We start from the raw sequence: 16,242 nt of genomic DNA on the forward strand, positions 1-16,242 counted from the left end.
CGGCCTTACCGCATCACAGGAATCCTGGTTCATGGAAGTGTCAAGAATTCGCGCACTGCGCGGTCCCAATTTGTGGAGCCGTCACACGGCCATTGAAGCCATCGTGACTTGCCCGGAGGCAGAACGCAGCCTGTCGGCCAACCACCCGATCGAGCAGCGCCTGCGCCGCATCTTTCCGGAAGTCGGCCCCATCGATGGCAGCCGCTCGGGCCAAGCGCCGTCCATGGCCCATGCCCTGGAAAAAGTCACACTGGCATTGCAAGCCCATGCGGGCTGCCCCGTGACTTTCAGCCGCACCACAGCCACCGAAGAGGCTGGTGTTTACCAGGTCGTGGTGCAATATTCCGAAGAGTCTGTCGGTCGCATGGCGTTGGAGCTGGCAGAAAAACTCTGCAAAGCGGCCACAGAAGGCCATGGCTTTGACCTGGAAAGCGCGCTGGCCCAACTGCATGAACTTGATGAAGACGTGCGCCTCGGGCCCTCTACGGGTTCGATCGTGGACGCAGCGGTGGCCAGAGGCGTACCCTTTCGCCGCCTGACCGATGGCAGCTTGGTGCAATTTGGCTGGGGCTCACAACAGCGGCGCATTCAAGCGGCAGAAATCGACTCGACCAGTGCGATTGCCGAATCGATTGCCCAAGACAAAGACCTGACCAAAAAACTGCTGCACGCAGCCGGTGTGCCCGTGCCCTTGGGCCGCCCGGCCCAAACGCCTGACGAAGCCTGGGCCATCGCCCAGGAAGTGGGCTTGCCCGTGGTGGTCAAACCGCAAGACGGCAACCAGGGCAAAGGCGTCACGGTCAACATCACCGAGCGCACCGCTTTTGACAACGCCTATGCCACCGCAGAGCGCTATGGCACCGTGATGGTCGAGAAGTTTTTGCCCGGCCATGATTACCGCCTGTTGGTGGTGGGCAACAAGCTCATCGCCGCAGCACGCCGCGAACCGCCTTTGGTGGTCGGTGACGGCAAGCACACCGTGCGCCAATTGGTCGATCTGGTGAACGCCGATCCGCGTCGCGGCACCGGCCACTCCACCTCGCTCACCAAAATCCGGTTTGACGACATCGCGATTGGCCGTCTGCACGCCCAGGATCTGGAGCCTGAATCGGTGCCCGAAAAAGGCCGCCGCGTCATTTTGCGCAACAACGCCAACCTGTCCACAGGCGGCAGCGCCACCGACGTGACCGACGACGTGCACCCCGAAGTGGCTGCCCGTGTCGTGGAAGCGGCGCAAATGGTCGGTCTCGACATTTGCGGTGTGGACGTGGTGTGCGAATCCGTTTTGCGGCCTCTCGAAGAACAAAACGGCGGCATTGTCGAAGTCAATGCCGCACCCGGCCTACGCATGCACATCAGCCCGTCTTACGGCAAAGGCCGTGACGTGGGCAATGCCGTGATCGACCAGATGTTCCCGGGCGGCGCAACCGGCCGCATCCCCGTGATCGCGGTGACCGGCACCAACGGCAAAACCACCACCGTGCGCCTGACTGCGCATTTGCTCAAGGCGCAAGGCCTGCGCGTGGGCATGACCAACACCGATGGCGTTTACGTCAATGGCCGTCAGACCGACTCTGGCGACTGCAGCGGCCCGCGCAGTGCACGCAATGTGCTGATGCACCCCGATGTAGATGCCGCTGTTTTTGAAACCGCGCGTGGCGGCCTGCTGCGCGAAGGCCTGGCCTTTGACCGCTGCAACGTGGCCATCGTGACCAACATGGGCGGTGGCGATCACCTGGGTCTGAACTACATCACCACGCTCGAAGACCTGTCCGTCCTGAAACGTGTGATCGTGCTCAACGTGGAACAAAGCGGCATGGCAGTGCTCAATGCAGCCGACCCTGCCGTGGCCTCGATGGCACCCCACTGCCCGGGCGATGTGACCTTCTTTGCGCTTGACGCCAACCAGCCCGTGCTGGCCACGCACCGCGCACAAGGCAAGCGTGTGGTGTTCACCGAAGACGACCACATCGTGGCCCAAAAAGGCAAGCAGGTGTTCCGCATTCCGCTGTCCCAAGTGCCGATCACCCGGCAAGGCCAAATCGGGTTCCAGACCGAAAACGTCATGGCATCCATTGCTGCGGCCTGGGCCGTGGGTGTGCCGTGGGAAGCCATTGCGCAAGGTGTGGCCACTTTCATCAGCGACATTCAGGGCGTGCCTGGCCGGTTCAACGTGTTTGACTACCGTGGCGCCACCCTGATTGCCGACTACGGCCACAACCCGGATGCCATTCAGGCCCTGGTGCAAGCCGTGGACAACATGCCCGCCAAAAAGCGCATGGTGGTCATCAGCGGTGCAGGTGATCGCCGCGACCAGGACATCCGCGACCAGACCAAAATTCTGGGCCAGGCTTTCGACGAAGTCTTGCTTTACCAGGATGCCTGCCAGCGCGGACGCGAAGACGGCGAAGTGATTGCCTTGCTGCGCGAAGGCCTGCAAGGTGCGGCCCGGACCACCTACGTGCAGGACATCCAGGGTGAATTCAATGCCATTGACACGGCCTTGAGCCGCCTGTCAGCGGGCGACCTGTGCCTGATTCTGATCGACCAGGTGGAAGAGGCTTTGGCCTACATTGGTCAAAAGGTCGCATCCGCCAACTGACGGATGAGGCCTGTCGCTGACAGCGTTGCCGATGCAGCGCTTTCAGCGAAGCCCATGCTCAGGCCAGCGCCATTGCCAACCCGCCGCTCAAAGCAAACGCCACCTGCCACAGCAGCAAATGGCCCCAGGTGGCAGGCCGGCACTCCACCGCACGGTAAAGCCCTGAGCCCACCCACAGTGACATGGCAAACGACAGGCACATGCCGGCCAAATTGGCCCATGGGTCTTGCCAGTCGACTTGGAACCACGCGGCACTCACCAGCAAGCTGACCGCAAAGTGCACCAAAAAGACCGAATACGATTTTTGCGCCAGACTTGAAATGGCCCGCCGCCAGCCTGCCCCCGCAGAGGCCACCGCCTCGGACGCTGCGCTGGATGGCAAAGCCGCCAACATCAAGGCCATGCCCCAAGCCAGCCCCATGCGCATGCGCGGCTCCAGCCACAAAGCAAACAAGCCCAATACAAAAATAATGGACCAGCCTTTGGCCGTGATGCGACTCAGGCGAACCCGGTACGCCAGCATGCCCAAACCATAAGAGCCAAAGAAATACAGGCCCTGAACATCGAGGTTGTCCTGACGGTTCCACCAGTCCAACGACAAAGCGGACAAGCTCAGCCACAACAACACCGTCAGCCCACGCAAATTGACACGGGGCTGCCACCGTTGAATGTGACCGGCCAACCAGACACAGCCCAAAGCAATCGCAAACAACTGAAAATCAATGGCCACATACCAGATGCCGGCCGACAAGGCAGGCACCCCCAGCAGGTCTTGCAGCATCAAGGCATGCACCACCAGCGTCCACACGCGGGGCGCATCGGACAAAGAGCCATGTGGATACCAGGGCCGAACCAGTGCTGTCACGCACACGGTGAAGGTGAGCGCCGCCATCAAGGGGATGGCCAGTCGCAAGTACCTTTTGGCCAGCAAACGGAGCACTGAAAAGCGGGCAGGCAAAGCTTGTGCATTCACGGGCACAAATCGCAAAAGCTGCGCCGCACTGAGGAAACCCGCCACCACCAGAAAAGCCTGAACAGCCAGTTGCCCGTGGTTGTAGAGCACAGCGAACGGATCGGGTGCCAGCCACATGACCCGGTCGAACATCGGGCTGTACACCGCCAGGTGGTGCCAGACGATGAGTACGCAGCCGATGGCCTTGATCACATCCAATAAAAACCAACGGCCTCCATCGCTGGAGGCCGTTGCAGGGGAAAAATCACGAATCGAATCCAAATCGGCTTTCAACAAGGCCCATCAAAGCGCCAGTCGGGCGCGTGCAGCTGCGTATTCTCGCTTGAACTTGGCCGCCAGCTCGGCCGTGCTTTGAACAGCCTGGATGGCCCCAATGCCCTGCCCGCAACCCCAGATGTCTTTCCAGGCTTTTTTTGCATCGCCGCCAAAATTCATTTTGGTCGGATCGGACTCGGGCAGGTTCTCTGGGTCCAGCCCTGCCGCACGGATGGAAGGTGCCAAGTAGTTGCCATGCACGCCGGTGAACAGGTTGCTGTAGACGATGTCGTCCGAGTTGCTGTCGACGATGGCTTGCTTGTAGTCGTCTGCAGCACGCGCCTCGTGGGTCGCAATGAAGGCCGAGCCAATGTAGGCAAAGTCTGCGCCCATGGCTTGTGCGGCCAAAATGGCATCGCCCGAAGCGATCGAGCCCGACAAAGCCACCGGACCGTCAAACCACTGGCGGATTTCCTGAATCAAGGCAAACGGGCTTTTCACGCCAGCATGACCACCAGCCCCTGCAGCCACGGCGATCAGGCCGTCAGCGCCCTTTTCAATGGCCTTGTGCGCGTGCTTGTTGTTGATGACGTCGTGCAACACCACACCGCCGTAGCTGTGCGCGGCGGCGTTGATCTCTTCGCGGGCCCCCAGCGAGGTGATGATGATCGGCACCTTGTATTTCACGCACATGGCCATGTCGTGTTCCAGACGGTCGTTGCTCTTGTGCACGATCTGGTTGATCGCAAAAGGTGCAGCGGGCTTGTCCGGGTTGGCGGCGTTGTAGGCGGCCAGGGCTTCGGTGATTTCGATCAGCCACTCTTCCAGTTGCGCGGCAGGCCGGGCGTTCAGGGCAGGCATGGAGCCCACAATGCCGGCCTTGCACTGCTCGATCACCAGCTTGGGGTTGCTGATGATGAACAAGGGCGATGCGATGACAGGGAATGGCAATTTAGCCAGAACGGGGGGCAACTTGGACATGGGGTCTCCTGAAATGATGGCGCGATTGTGTAAGACCGGTGCAGCACGAGCTGTCGGCGTGGAGACACGCCAACAGCTGCAGCGGCCCGATCAGAATGCGTCGAGCGGCAAAGCCGTGACGCTGCCAGCACCTTCCACGATGCTGTCACGCACCCCAGGGGCTTTGGACAGGATGTGGTCGGCATAGAAACGGGCGGTCGTGACCTTGGCGGCCATGAAGGCGGCGTCTTGGGCCTGCGCTTCGGGTGTGAGCGCCACCAGCAAAGCGCGGCCCAGTTGCCAGCCTGCCATCAGGTTGCCAGCCAGCATGAGGTAGGGCACGCTGCCTGCAAACACGTCGTTGGGGTGGGCTTTGGTGTTGCCTGCCACAAAGTCCACCACATCCACAAAGGCCACGCGGGCGGCTTTGAGGCGACGGGCCACGGCCTGCGCGTCGGCGTTGCCCGAAGCGGTCAGTTCGCTTTCGGTCTGTGCCACTTGCGCGGCCAAGGCTTTGGCGGTCTGACCACCGTCGCGGGCGGTCTTGCGGCCCACCAGGTCATTGGCCTGGATGGCGGTCGTGCCTTCGTAAATCGTCAGGATCTTGGCGTCGCGGTAATACTGGGCGGCACCGGTTTCCTCGATGAAGCCCATGCCGCCGTGCACTTGCACGCCTAGGCTGGTGACTTCCAGGCTCATCTCGGTGCTGTAGCCCTTGACCAGCGGCACCATGAATTCGTAAAACGCCGCGTTTTGCTTGCGCACTTCGGCATCAGGGTGGTGGTGCGATGCGTCATAAGCGGCCGCAGCGGTAGAGGCCATGGCTCGGCAGCCTTCGGTGTAGGCGCGCATGGTCATCAGCATGCGACGCACATCGGGGTGGTGAATGATCGGGCCGGCTGCGGGCAAGCTGCCGTCTACAGGGCGACTTTGCACACGGTCGCGGGCGTACTGCACGGCACGCTGGTAAGAGCGCTCGGCAATGGCAATGCCCTGCACACCCACCGCATAACGGGCGGCGTTCATCATGATGAACATGTATTCGAGGCCCCGGTTTTCCTGACCCACCAGGAAACCGGTCGCGCCGCCGTGGTCGCCGAATTGCAGCACCGCAGTCGGGCTGGCCTTGATGCCCATCTTGTGTTCGATGCTCACGCAATGCACATCGTTGCGCTCACCCAATGAGCCATCGGCTTTGACCATGAATTTGGGCACCACAAACAGGCTGATGCCCTTGACGCCTTCGGGCGCACCCTGCACGCGGGCCAGCACCAAATGAACGATGTTGTCGGCCATGTCGTGCTCACCATAGGTGATGTAGATCTTGGTGCCAAACACCTTGAAGGTGCCGTCTGGCTGGGGCTCAGCGCGGGTGCGCACGGCAGCCAGGTCCGAACCGGCTTGGGGCTCGGTCAGGTTCATGGTGCCGGTCCATTCGCCGGAGATCAGCTTTTCGAGGTAGGTCGCTTTGAGTTCGTCGGAGCCTGCGGTCAGCAAAGCCTCGATCGCGCCGTCGGTCAGCATGGGGCACAGCGCAAAGCTCATGTTGGCCGAGTTAAGCATTTCGCCGCAGGCTGCGCCAATCGTTTTGGGCAGACCCTGGCCACCAAACTCGGCGGGATGCTGCAGGCTTTGCCAGCCGCCTTCGGTGAATTGTTTGTAGGCTTCCTTGAAGCCAGGGGTGGTGGTGACGCCGCTGCCGTTGTGGAACGAGGGGTTCTTGTCGCCTTCCCAGTTGAGCGGTGCGATCACGTCGCGGTTGAGCTTGCCGCATTCCTCGAGCACGGCCTGCGCGGTTTCCAGACCAGCGTCTTCAAAGCCGGGAATCTGTGCAATCTGGTCGATGCGGGCCAAGTGTTCGATGTTGAACAGCATGTCCTTGAGGGGGGCGGTGTAGCTCATGAAAGTCTCCTGTCTGTCTAGGGTCGGGTACAAAAAAGACCTCTCACGGAGGCCTTTTTTGCAGTCATCAAATGATCACAGTGCGTTGGTCAATTCAGGCACTGCAGCAAACAAATCGGCTTCGAGGCCGAAGTCGGCCACGCTGAAGATCGGCGCTTCAGGATCCTTGTTGATCGCCACGATCACCTTGGAATCCTTCATGCCCGCCAAATGCTGGATAGCACCCGAAATGCCGCAAGCGACATACAGCTGCGGTGCGACGATCTTGCCGGTCTGGCCCACTTGCAGGTCGTTGACGGCATAACCGGCATCGACCGCAGCGCGGCTGGCACCGATGGCCGCGCCCAGCTTGTCGGCCAGCGGGGTCATCACTTCATTGAACTTTTCCGAGCTGCCCAAAGCACGGCCACCGGACACGATGATCTTGGCGGCGGTCAGTTCGGGGCGGTCGTTCTTGGCGATCTCGCTGCGTGTGAAGCTGCTCTTGCCGCTGTCGGCTTGGGACGCGGCGCTTTCAACGGCGGCAGAGCCACCGGTGGCTGCTGCGGCGTCAAAGCCAGTGGTGCGCACGGTGATCACTTTGGTCGCGTCCTGGCTTTGCACGGTGGCGATAGCGTTGCCGGCGTAGATCGGGCGCTCAAACGTGTCGGCCGCAACCACTTGGGTCACGTCGCTGATCTGGCCCACGTCCAGTTTGGCGGCCACGCGAGGGGCCACGTTTTTGCCTGCGGCCGTGGCGGGGAACAGGATGTGGCTGTAATTGCTGGCGATGGCCAACACCTGGGCGGCCACGTTTTCGGCCAGGCCGTGGGCCAGCGCTTCGCTGTCGGCATGGATCACTTTGGCCACACCGGCAATTTGCGCGGCAGCGGCTGCGGCTGCGCCCGCGTTGTGACCAGCCACCAGCACGTGCACATCACCACCGCAAGCGGCAGCGGCTGTCACGGTGTTCAGGGTCGCGCCTTTGATGGAGGCGTTGTCGTGTTCTGCAATAACGAGAGAAGTCATGTTTTTTCCTTGATTCGTTGTTCTGTAGGAGCGAGCCACTGCTCGCGAATGGCTGTTAACCGTCATTCGGCCGCGGGGGCGGCCTCCCACAAGAGCTTCAGATGACCTTGGCCACGTTTTTCAATTTATCCACCAAAGTGGCGACATCGGGCACCTTGATGCCAGCGCTGCGCTTGGCGGGCTCGGCCACTTTGAGGGTCTTGATGCGGGGGGCCACATCGACGCCGAGGTCTTCGGGCTTGAAGGTGTCGAGCTGCTTTTTCTTGGCCTTCATGATGTTGGGCAGCGTCACATAACGCGGCTCGTTCAGGCGCAAGTCGGTGGTCACCACCGCAGGCAGGCTGATGGACAGCACTTCCAGGCCGCCGTCGATCTCGCGGGTCACTTGCGCCTTGCCGTCCACAATCTCGACCTTGGAGGCAAAAGTAGCCTGGGGCAAATCAGCCAAAGCCGCCAGCATCTGGCCGGTCTGGTTGCAGTCGTCGTCAATGGCTTGCTTGCCCAGAATGATCAGGCCGGGTTGCTCTTTGTCCACCAAGGCCTTGAGCAGCTTGGCCACAGCCAGGGGCTGCAGGTCCAAGTCGGCTGGGGTCTCAACCAAAATGCCGCGGTCGGCACCAATGGCCATGGCGGTGCGCAGGGTTTCCTGGCACTGGGCCACGCCGCAGGACACGGCGATGACTTCGGTGGCAAAACCTTTTTCTTTGAGGCGCACGGCTTCTTCGACAGCGATTTCGTCAAAGGGGTTCATGCTCATCTTGACGTTGGCGATGTCCACACCCGAACCATCGGACTTGACGCGCACTTTGACGTTGTAGTCAACGACCCGCTTCACGGGAACCAGAATTTTCATGAAAGCATCTCCATTGATAAATCAAAACCAGCGACGTTTTGAAACACGCCATTAAGGGGAACCAATTGACGTTAACGTAAACGTCAATTGTGCATCAAAACACTTTTAAAACCATGGATTATCAGCAAAAAAGCACGGTCGTTCGTATTTTCCAGACTGCATTTTGGCATTTTTTCAGCATCCTAACCCCGGGAATTCACCGACCAACCGGTTGGCGAATCAGGGTTAGCATGGAGTGCGTTCTGGCCGAATCCAGATTAGATTATGTTTTGTAACCAATTTGACGGAGCATTCTGATGAAAAAAACCCTGATTTCCATGGCGGCAGTCGCTCTGACCAGCTTGACTGGTCTGGCCCAAGCGCAGACGGTGCTGACCGTCTCCAGCTGGCTCCCCCCCACACACACCGCCAGCATGGCGCAAAAGGAATGGTGCGATCTGCTGACAGAAAACACCAAGGGTCGCATCAAGTGCAACATCTTGCCCCGCGGTGTCACGCCCGCACCTGGCACCTACGATGCCGTCAAAAACGGTTTGGCTGATCTGTCGTACACCGTGCACGGCTACACACCCGGCCGCTTTGTGATGACACAAATGACCGAATTGCCATTTTTGGGCAACAGCGCAGAAACCATCTCGGTGGCCCTGAGCCGCGTGACTGGCAAACACCCTGAATTCGCCGCCGAGCACCAAGGCGTCAAAGTCCTGACCTTGTTCTCGCACGGTCCCGGCATCGTGTTCAACACCAAGCGCCCCATCACCAAAGTGGATGACCTGTCCGGTCTGAAGTTCCGCGTGGGCGGCGGCATGGTCAACGAAATGTCCAAGGCTTTGGGCATGAATGTGACCTTGAAGCCAGCACCTGACTCTTATGAGTTGCTGTCGAGCGGCGTGATGGACGGCACTTTGTTCCCGGCCGAATCCACCGAGTCGTTCAAGATCGACAAGATCATCAAGCACGCCACCACGTTCCCAGGCGGCATGTACAACACCAGCTTCGTCTTCATGATGAACCAGGCCAAATACGACAAGTTGTCGGCCGAAGACAAAAAAGCTGTGGATGACATCTCTGGCGAAACTGCAGCACGCATCTTTGGTCGTGGCTGGGACAAAGTGGACCGCCGCGCTTTCGCTCTGATGCAAGTCAACGGCGTGGTGATCACCAAGGCCGATGCCAAGTTTGTCAAAGAGGTCAAGGACAAGACTGCCCCTCTGGAGCAAGCATGGGTCAAGGCCGCTGAAGGCAAGGGCCTGAAGAATCCAGCCAAGGTGCTGGCCGACTTCCGCGCCGAAATCGCCAAACTGGAGAAGTGATGCCCGCTTTGCCTCGCAAGGGCAAATGCTGATATCCGGCAGTCCCCGTCTACAAGGCGGAGACTGCTTTTGAATTTTGAAAGACCCGATTTTGAAAAAATTGCTCGAAACCCTCAGCGGACTGCTGGCAGGCATTGCCCTGTTTGCCATCATGCTGCTCACCTTCCTGGATGTCGTGGGACGCAAACTGCTCGACCACTCCATCACAGGCTCTCTGGAACTGACCGAACTCTTGATGGTGGTCGTGATCTTCGGGGCTTTGCCTTTGGTGTCCGAACGCGGAGAGCACGTGGTGTTCGACTCCATGGACCCCTATTTGCCTCAATTCATTCAGAAACTCCAACGCGCAGTGGTGCACCTGCTGTGTGCTGCGGCCCTGCTGGGTCTGGGCTGGCTGATGTGGAAAACCGGCGGTGACTTTCTCGAAACGGGCGAAACCACGGCTCAACTCAAAATTCTCAAGGCCCCGTTCATTTATGGCATGGGCCTGCTGTGCGCCTTCACGGGCGTCATCCACTTGGGCTTGATGTTCAAGGAACAACAAGACAACGAAGGAGGCGTGCTGTGATTGAAGCGCTGATTGGATTTGCGGCCATCTTTGGCCTGGCGCTGCTGCGCGTGCCCTTGGCTTTTTCGATGGGCCTGGTCGGCCTGGTCGGTATTGGCCTGACCCGAGGCTGGTTGCCAGCCCTTGCCAGCACGGCGCAGGTTGTTTACGAAACCGGATTTGCCTACACCCTGTCGGTGATCCCCTTGTTCATCCTGATGGGCAACTTTGTCGCCCGCGCAGGTCTGGCCCACGAACTGTTTCATGCGGCCTACACCTTCATTGGTCACCGCCGAGGGGGTTTGGCCCATGCCACGATTGCCGCTTGCGCGGGTTTTGGCGCCATCTGCGGCTCGTCGATTGCCACCGCTGCCACGATGAGCAAAGTGGCCTACCCCTCGATGAAAAAGCTCGGTTACAGCGATGCGCTGTCGACCGGCGTGATCGCTGCGGGTGGCACCTTGGGCATCATGATCCCGCCGTCCACCATCATGGTGATCTACGGCATCATCACCGAGACCCACATCGGCAAGTTGTTTGCTGCTGGCGTGATTCCCGGCATCCTGACCGCCATCTTGATGATGGTGGCCGTGGTCATCATGACCTCACGCGACCCCGAACACGCGCCTGCCGGTGAAAAATTCACCTGGGCACAACGTTGGGCGGCACTGCGCGGCATCTGGGGCGTTTTGTTGCTGGTGGTCATTGTGCTGGGCGGCATCTATGGCGGCTTTTTCACTGCCACCGAAGGCGCAGGCATGGGGGCCATGGGGGCTTTTGTGTTTGCCGTGGCACGCGGCTCTCTGAGCTTCAAGGCCTTGTTCGAGGTGCTGGTCGAATCGGCTCGAACCACCGCCATGCTGTTCACCTTGCTGATTGCCGCCACCATTTTTGCCAACTTCGTGAACTTCACCACCATGCCCATGGAGCTGAAGGACTGGATCACCCACCTGGGCCTGTCCCCCATCATGGTGGTGGCCGCCATGATGCTGATTTATGTGATCCTGGGCACCGTGATGGAAGAACTCACCATGGTCTTGCTGACCATCCCCTTGTTCTTCCCCATCGTGGTTCAACTGGGTTTTGACCCAGTCTGGTTTGGCGTGTTGATCGTGATGGTCATTCAGATCGGCCTGATCTCGCCCCCCGTCGGCATGAACCTGTTTGTGCTCAACACCTTGTTGCCCAAAGTCGGCCTGGGCACCATCTTCCGTGGCGTCTGGCCGCTGGTGGTGGTGCTGGTCATCACTCTGGGCATCTTGCTGGCCTTCCCCAGCCTGAGCCTGTGGTTGCCATCCATGATGGACTGAGCCCCAAGTCCCACCTGGCTCCAACGAAAAAGGCACACCCGGGGTGTGCCTTTTTTCATGGTGTTGACCCGTCCTGCCAGAGGTTGACACCTTTTCTTGAAAGAAAAGGCAAGTCAAATGGAATCAGGCATCAAGAGAACTCAGAAAGACTACACGCTGGCTTTTAAACTGGCTGTGGTCGAGCAAGTAGAAAAAGGCGAGCTGACCTACACACAAGCGCAGCAACGGTATGGGATCCAAGGACGCTCGACGGTGCTGGTGTGGATGCGCAAGCATGGACGCCAAAGCTGGGGCATTCAGGCATCATCGGCAGCCATGCCCCGAGACAAAACACCCACATCTCTGACACCCGAGCAACAGATCAAGGCCTTGCAAGTTCAACTGAAAGAGGCCAACGAGAAGGCCCAGTTGTTCGAGGCTGTACTGGACGTCCTGAAGAAGGACTATGGGGTGCGCGTCGTAAAAAAGCCTTTGGGCAAGTCCTCTCGCAGCAACTCGTCCAAGGGTTGAGTGTGAAGAGGGCTTGCCGCCATATGGGGGTGAGTCGCCAAGCTTACTATCAGGGCCAGCGGCGTCATGCCCAGCTTGAGAGTCGAAGCCAGGCGGTGGTGAAGTTGGTGCGAGATTGGCGTGTGCGACAGCCTCGGTTGGGCACACGCAAGCTGCACCATGTGTTGCACGAGTCACTGCAGCGTGCTGGCATTGAACTGGGGCGCGATGCGATGTTTGATGTGCTGCGCAACGCTGGCATGCTGGTGCCGCAGCGACGGGCGTATCACAAGACCACAGACAGCCATCACCGGTTTCGTCGCCATCCGAACTTGCTCAAGGCGGGGGCGCAGCAACTGTGCGCTACAGCCAGCGAGCAAGTATGGGTGGCCGATATCACCTACTTGCCCACGAACGACAAATTTGTCTACCTGAGCTTGGTCACTGATGCCTACTCGCGCAAGATCGTGGGCTGGCATGTGCACGACAGCTTGCAAACCGAGCCGGTAGCACAAGCCTTGAAAATGGCCTTGCGCACACGTCAAAGTGATCAACGCTTGGTGCATCACTCGGATCGGGGCATCCAGTACTGCTCGAACTATTACCAAGCCATTCATCAGCGCCACGGCCTGCTGTGCTCGATGACCGATGGCTACGACTGTTACCAAAATGCGCTGGCAGAGCGGGTCAACGGCATCCTCAAAGGCGAGTTGCTGTTGCAGCGCCCCGCTGATTTGGAGCAAGCGCGGCGGATGGTGCGAGAGTCAGTGCAGATCTATAACGACGAGCGCCCTCATTTATCGCTGAAAATGCAAACGCCCGATGCGGTGCATCGGGCGTCTTTGGCCGACATTCGTCGGCTTGAATCACCGTCCCAGGTGTCAACCTAATTTAGGACGGGTCATGTGAACCACGCCCATGGTCTCTCAGGACTTGTTTGGCATGTGCACCACGCGCTGGGGAAACGGAATTTGTATCCCGTTGTCCTGCAGCGTTTTCAATATCGCCCGGTTGATGTCCGACTTGAGGTTGAGCTGACCACTGGCCGGGTCTTCAAACCAATAGTTCACCGTGAACTCCAGCCCATCTGCGCCAAAGGCCGACAAAGCCACCAAAGGGGCTGGGTCGGTCAACACGCGGGGCTGCGCCACACAGGCTTGGTGCAGCAGCGTCATGACCTGGTCAACTGGTGCGTCATAAGCCACCGAAACCACCGTGCTTTGCGCGACCTTGGCGTCAGCCAGTGACAAATTTTCTACACGCTGCGTGATCAGCATCTCGTTGGGCACAATGGACTCGCGCCCAGACGGAGAACGGATGACGGTGTAGCGGGCTTTGATGTCGGTGATGCGGCCTTCAAAATTGTCGACCTTCACGCTGTCGCCAATCCGCATGCTGCGCTCGGCCAGGATGACAAAACCACTGACATAGTTGGCCGCCAGCTTTTGCAGGCCAAAGCCAATGCCCACACCCACCGCGCCGCCCAGCACCGACAAGGCCGTCAGGTCAATGCCCACCGAAGACAGCGCCAACAGCAAGCCCACAAACATCAGCAAGGCCCGCACCGTGTTGCTGATGACCTTGCGCAGCGACAAATCGCTGCCCGTGGCCGACTTGAGCAAGCGTGACTCCAAGGCCGCAGACACCCACAAGGTAACGATCAGCACCGCGCCCGCTGTCAGCGCACCTTCGATCAGGGTGCGCACCGAGAGCATGGAGCCGCCGACCTTCCAACGAATCTGGTCCAGCTCGTCCAGGATGAGCGGCAAGATGCCCGTGACCCACAACACCACCGCCAACCAAGCGATCCACGAAATCGTGCGCTCCAGCACCCGCACAAACGGGGCCGCGCCAAACGCCACCTGCAACACCTTGACCCCGAACCGGATCAAGGCCAGCGAGATGCAGACCGGCAACAAAATGCCAAACAAAGCCACCGGGTGGTCAGCCGTCAACAAGGTCCGCGCCACAAACGTCAGACCCAACAACAGCGCCGGAAACAAGACCCCGTCGATCAAGCGCTTGCCCAACAAAACCGACAAATCCTGCGCCGCGAACGCCTGGCGAATGAGCCAGACGGCCAACCAGGTCAGCGCCACGCAAACGGCAAACGCCCCCAGCACCTGAAGCGACTCGGCACGGGCCAAAGCATCCAGCCAGCCCAGCGGGTCGGCAATGTTCAAAGATTTCATGCTCGCCATGACGGTTTCCTTTTGTCGATGAAAGCCTGCACGCCCTCTTGGGCAACGTCATCCATCATGTTGCAGGCCATGGTTTGGCCTGCCAATTGGTAAGCGGCCTCCACGCCCATTTCGCGCTGCTTGTAAAACAAGGCTTTGCCCAGGCGCACCGCTTCGCGCGGCTTGCTCAGAATAGCGTTCACCAGCGCATCGACCTGGGCATCCAGCTCGGCGGCCGCACACACCCGGTTGACCAGCCCCCGGCTGCGGGCCTCTTCGGCCGAAATGAACCCACCCGTGAGCAGCATCTCCATGGCTTGCTTGGCGTGCATGTTGCGTACCAAAGGCACGCTGGGCGTGGCACAAAACAAGCCCACGTCAATGCCATTGACGCCAAAGCTCGCGCTGTCCACCGACACCGCCAGATCGCACTGCGCCACCAACTGGCAGCCCGCTGCTGTGGCCAGGCCCTGCACGCGGGCGATCACAGGCACCGGTAAATTCTGAATCGACAGCATCATGCGGTTGCACTGGGCAAACAGCTTTTGGTAATACGCCAGCGCGGGTTGCGCCCGCATTTCTTTCAGGTTGTGCCCGGCGCAAAAGGCCTTGCCAGCAGCGGCCAACACCACCACACGGGCCTCTTCGTCCTGCGCGATGGCGTTCAAGGCTTTTTGCAGCGCATCGAGCATGGCCTCGCTCAGGGTGTTGAAGCTGGCGGGGCTGTTCAAGGTCAAGCGGTGCACGCCACGCGCATCGCGCTGGTGCAGCAGCAAGTCAGCGGAGCCAGGTGCAGTGGAGGCTGGAGCAATGGAATCGGTCATGTGCCCGATTGTGCCCAAACTGGCGCGTCAAACGTCGGCCAGCACGCGCAGGTGCGCTTCGACACTGCGGCCGAGCGCACTCAGGTTGTAGCCGCCCTCCAGGCAACTGACGATGCGGCCCTTGGCGTAGCGCAACGCCACGTCCTTGATGCGCTGGGTGATCCAGGCGTAATCCTGCTCGACCAAGCCCATCTGGCCCATGTCGTCTTCGCGGTGCGCGTCAAAGCCTGCGCTGATGAAAATCAGCTCGGGCTTGTGCGCCTCCAGCCGCGGTATCCACATCATGTCGATCAACTCGCGGATGTCCATGCCCTTGGTGTAGGCGGGCACCGGCAAGTTGACCAAGTTGGAGGCATGAGATGTCGAGCCACCCTCCGGGTAAAACGGATGCTGGAAAAAACTGACCATCAAAATGCGGTCGTCGCCCGCCACGATGTCTTCGGTGCCGTTGCCGTGGTGCACATCAAAGTCCACGATCGCCACCCTTTTCAGGCCATGGCGCTCCACCGCATGTTTGGCAGCAATGGCCACGTTGTTGAAAAAGCAAAAACCCATGGCCTTGTCGCGGCAGGCGTGGTGCCCGGGTGGGCGAATGGCACAAAACGCATTCTCCAGCTCGCCTGCCATGACGGCATCGGTGGCCTCGATGGCGGCACCGGCCGACAGCAAGGCCGCGTCCCAAGTGTGGGCGTTGATCATGGTGTCCGGGTCCAGCGCGGTGTGGCTGGGGCCGCCCGCAGCGATGTCTTCGCGCAAAACATCGCCCAAACCGCGCAAAGCCGCCACATGCATGCGCCCATGCGCCAACTCGATGTCGGCCAAAGCCGCAGGCCCGGCCTCGCGGCGCTGCAAGGCCATGTCCAGGCCGGTGATCAGCAAACGGTCTTCGATGGCGCCCAATCGCTCCGGGCATTCGGGATGCCCCGCGCCCATTTCGTGTTTCCAGCAAGTGGGATGTGTGAAATAACCTGTCGCACCCATACGGCTTGTTTTCCTGCATGCTCAACAGCTTGTCAAATCTGTCGA

General features: G+C 59.9%; 13 protein-coding genes. 5 read left to right on the plus strand and 8 right to left on the minus strand.

The genetic code is table 11. The features are described 5' to 3' along the window. The first annotated feature begins 31 nt into the window (after window positions 1-31). Entirely contained in the window at window positions 32-2,602 is a 2,571-nt protein-coding gene (cphA, locus tag ACZ5VE_RS10285; protein WP_464455084.1) for a cyanophycin synthetase, read from the plus strand. 58 nt (window positions 2,603-2,660) lie between these two features. On the opposite strand, the gene ACZ5VE_RS10290 is transcribed toward cphA, so the two are convergent. The 5 genes from ACZ5VE_RS10290 to ACZ5VE_RS10310 all read right to left on the minus strand — a co-directional run bounded on the left by ACZ5VE_RS10290 (window position 2,661) and on the right by ACZ5VE_RS10310 (window position 8,553). After that, window positions 2,661-3,836 (minus strand): acyltransferase family protein, encoded by a 1,176-nt coding sequence (locus ACZ5VE_RS10290; protein WP_464455085.1) that lies wholly within the window; start codon window positions 3,834-3,836, stop codon window positions 2,661-2,663. Between the two features lie 21 nt (window positions 3,837-3,857). After that, window positions 3,858-4,811: an NAD(P)H-dependent flavin oxidoreductase gene (locus ACZ5VE_RS10295; RefSeq protein WP_464455086.1), complete on the minus strand. Its 954-nt coding sequence runs from the start codon at window positions 4,809-4,811 to the stop codon at window positions 3,858-3,860. Between the two features lie 90 nt (window positions 4,812-4,901). After that, window positions 4,902-6,692 (minus strand): acyl-CoA dehydrogenase, encoded by a 1,791-nt coding sequence (locus ACZ5VE_RS10300; RefSeq protein ID WP_464455087.1) that lies wholly within the window; start codon window positions 6,690-6,692, stop codon window positions 4,902-4,904. Between the two features lie 75 nt (window positions 6,693-6,767). Then, window positions 6,768-7,700 carry an electron transfer flavoprotein subunit alpha/FixB family protein gene (locus ACZ5VE_RS10305; RefSeq protein ID WP_464455088.1) on the minus strand — a complete coding sequence of 311 codons (933 nt, stop codon included), beginning with the start codon at window positions 7,698-7,700 and terminating at the stop codon, window positions 6,768-6,770. Window positions 7,701-7,797: 97 nt separating this feature from the next. Further along, a complete protein-coding gene (locus ACZ5VE_RS10310) occupies window positions 7,798-8,553 on the minus strand; it encodes an electron transfer flavoprotein subunit beta/FixA family protein (RefSeq protein ID WP_464455089.1) in 756 nt (251 codons plus the stop codon). A 296-nt stretch (window positions 8,554-8,849) separates the two neighbouring features. On the opposite strand from ACZ5VE_RS10310, the gene ACZ5VE_RS10315 reads away from it, so the two are divergent. The 4 genes from ACZ5VE_RS10315 (at window position 8,850) to ACZ5VE_RS10330 (ending at window position 13,102) form a co-directional block, all read left to right on the plus strand. Beyond that, window positions 8,850-9,866: a TRAP transporter substrate-binding protein gene (locus ACZ5VE_RS10315; protein ID WP_464455090.1), complete on the plus strand. Its 1,017-nt coding sequence runs from the start codon at window positions 8,850-8,852 to the stop codon at window positions 9,864-9,866. 91 nt (window positions 9,867-9,957) lie between these two features. Then, on the plus strand, window positions 9,958-10,434 hold the full coding sequence (locus ACZ5VE_RS10320) for a TRAP transporter small permease (RefSeq protein WP_464455091.1): 477 nt from the start codon (window positions 9,958-9,960) through the stop codon (window positions 10,432-10,434). Beyond that, complete coding sequence (locus ACZ5VE_RS10325; protein ID WP_464455092.1) at window positions 10,431-11,723, plus strand: TRAP transporter large permease; 1,293 nt, start codon at window positions 10,431-10,433, stop codon at window positions 11,721-11,723. Before ACZ5VE_RS10320 ends, ACZ5VE_RS10325 begins: the two co-directional genes overlap by 4 nt. A 117-nt stretch (window positions 11,724-11,840) precedes the next feature. Further along, a protein-coding gene (locus tag ACZ5VE_RS10330) for an IS3 family transposase (protein ID WP_464454783.1) occupies window positions 11,841-13,102 on the plus strand; the annotation gives its coding sequence in 2 pieces (ribosomal slippage) (window positions 11,841-12,198 and window positions 12,198-13,102; 1,263 coding nt in all). A 36-nt stretch (window positions 13,103-13,138) separates the two neighbouring features. Here the strand turns inward: ACZ5VE_RS10330 and ACZ5VE_RS10335 are convergent. From ACZ5VE_RS10335 to ACZ5VE_RS10345, 3 genes are read right to left on the minus strand one after another with little or no spacing between them, the layout of a single operon-like run. Further along, window positions 13,139-14,413: a mechanosensitive ion channel family protein gene (locus ACZ5VE_RS10335; RefSeq protein ID WP_464455093.1), complete on the minus strand. Its 1,275-nt coding sequence runs from the start codon at window positions 14,411-14,413 to the stop codon at window positions 13,139-13,141. Then, complete coding sequence (locus tag ACZ5VE_RS10340) at window positions 14,401-15,216, minus strand: enoyl-CoA hydratase (protein WP_464455094.1); 816 nt, start codon at window positions 15,214-15,216, stop codon at window positions 14,401-14,403. Before ACZ5VE_RS10340 ends, ACZ5VE_RS10335 begins: the two co-directional genes overlap by 13 nt. Window positions 15,217-15,243: 27 nt before the next feature. Then, a complete protein-coding gene (locus ACZ5VE_RS10345; protein ID WP_464455095.1) occupies window positions 15,244-16,197 on the minus strand; it encodes a histone deacetylase family protein in 954 nt (317 codons plus the stop codon). Between the last annotated feature and the right edge of the window lie 45 nt (window positions 16,198-16,242).

This window comes from Limnohabitans sp. INBF003 (assembly GCF_055396645.1).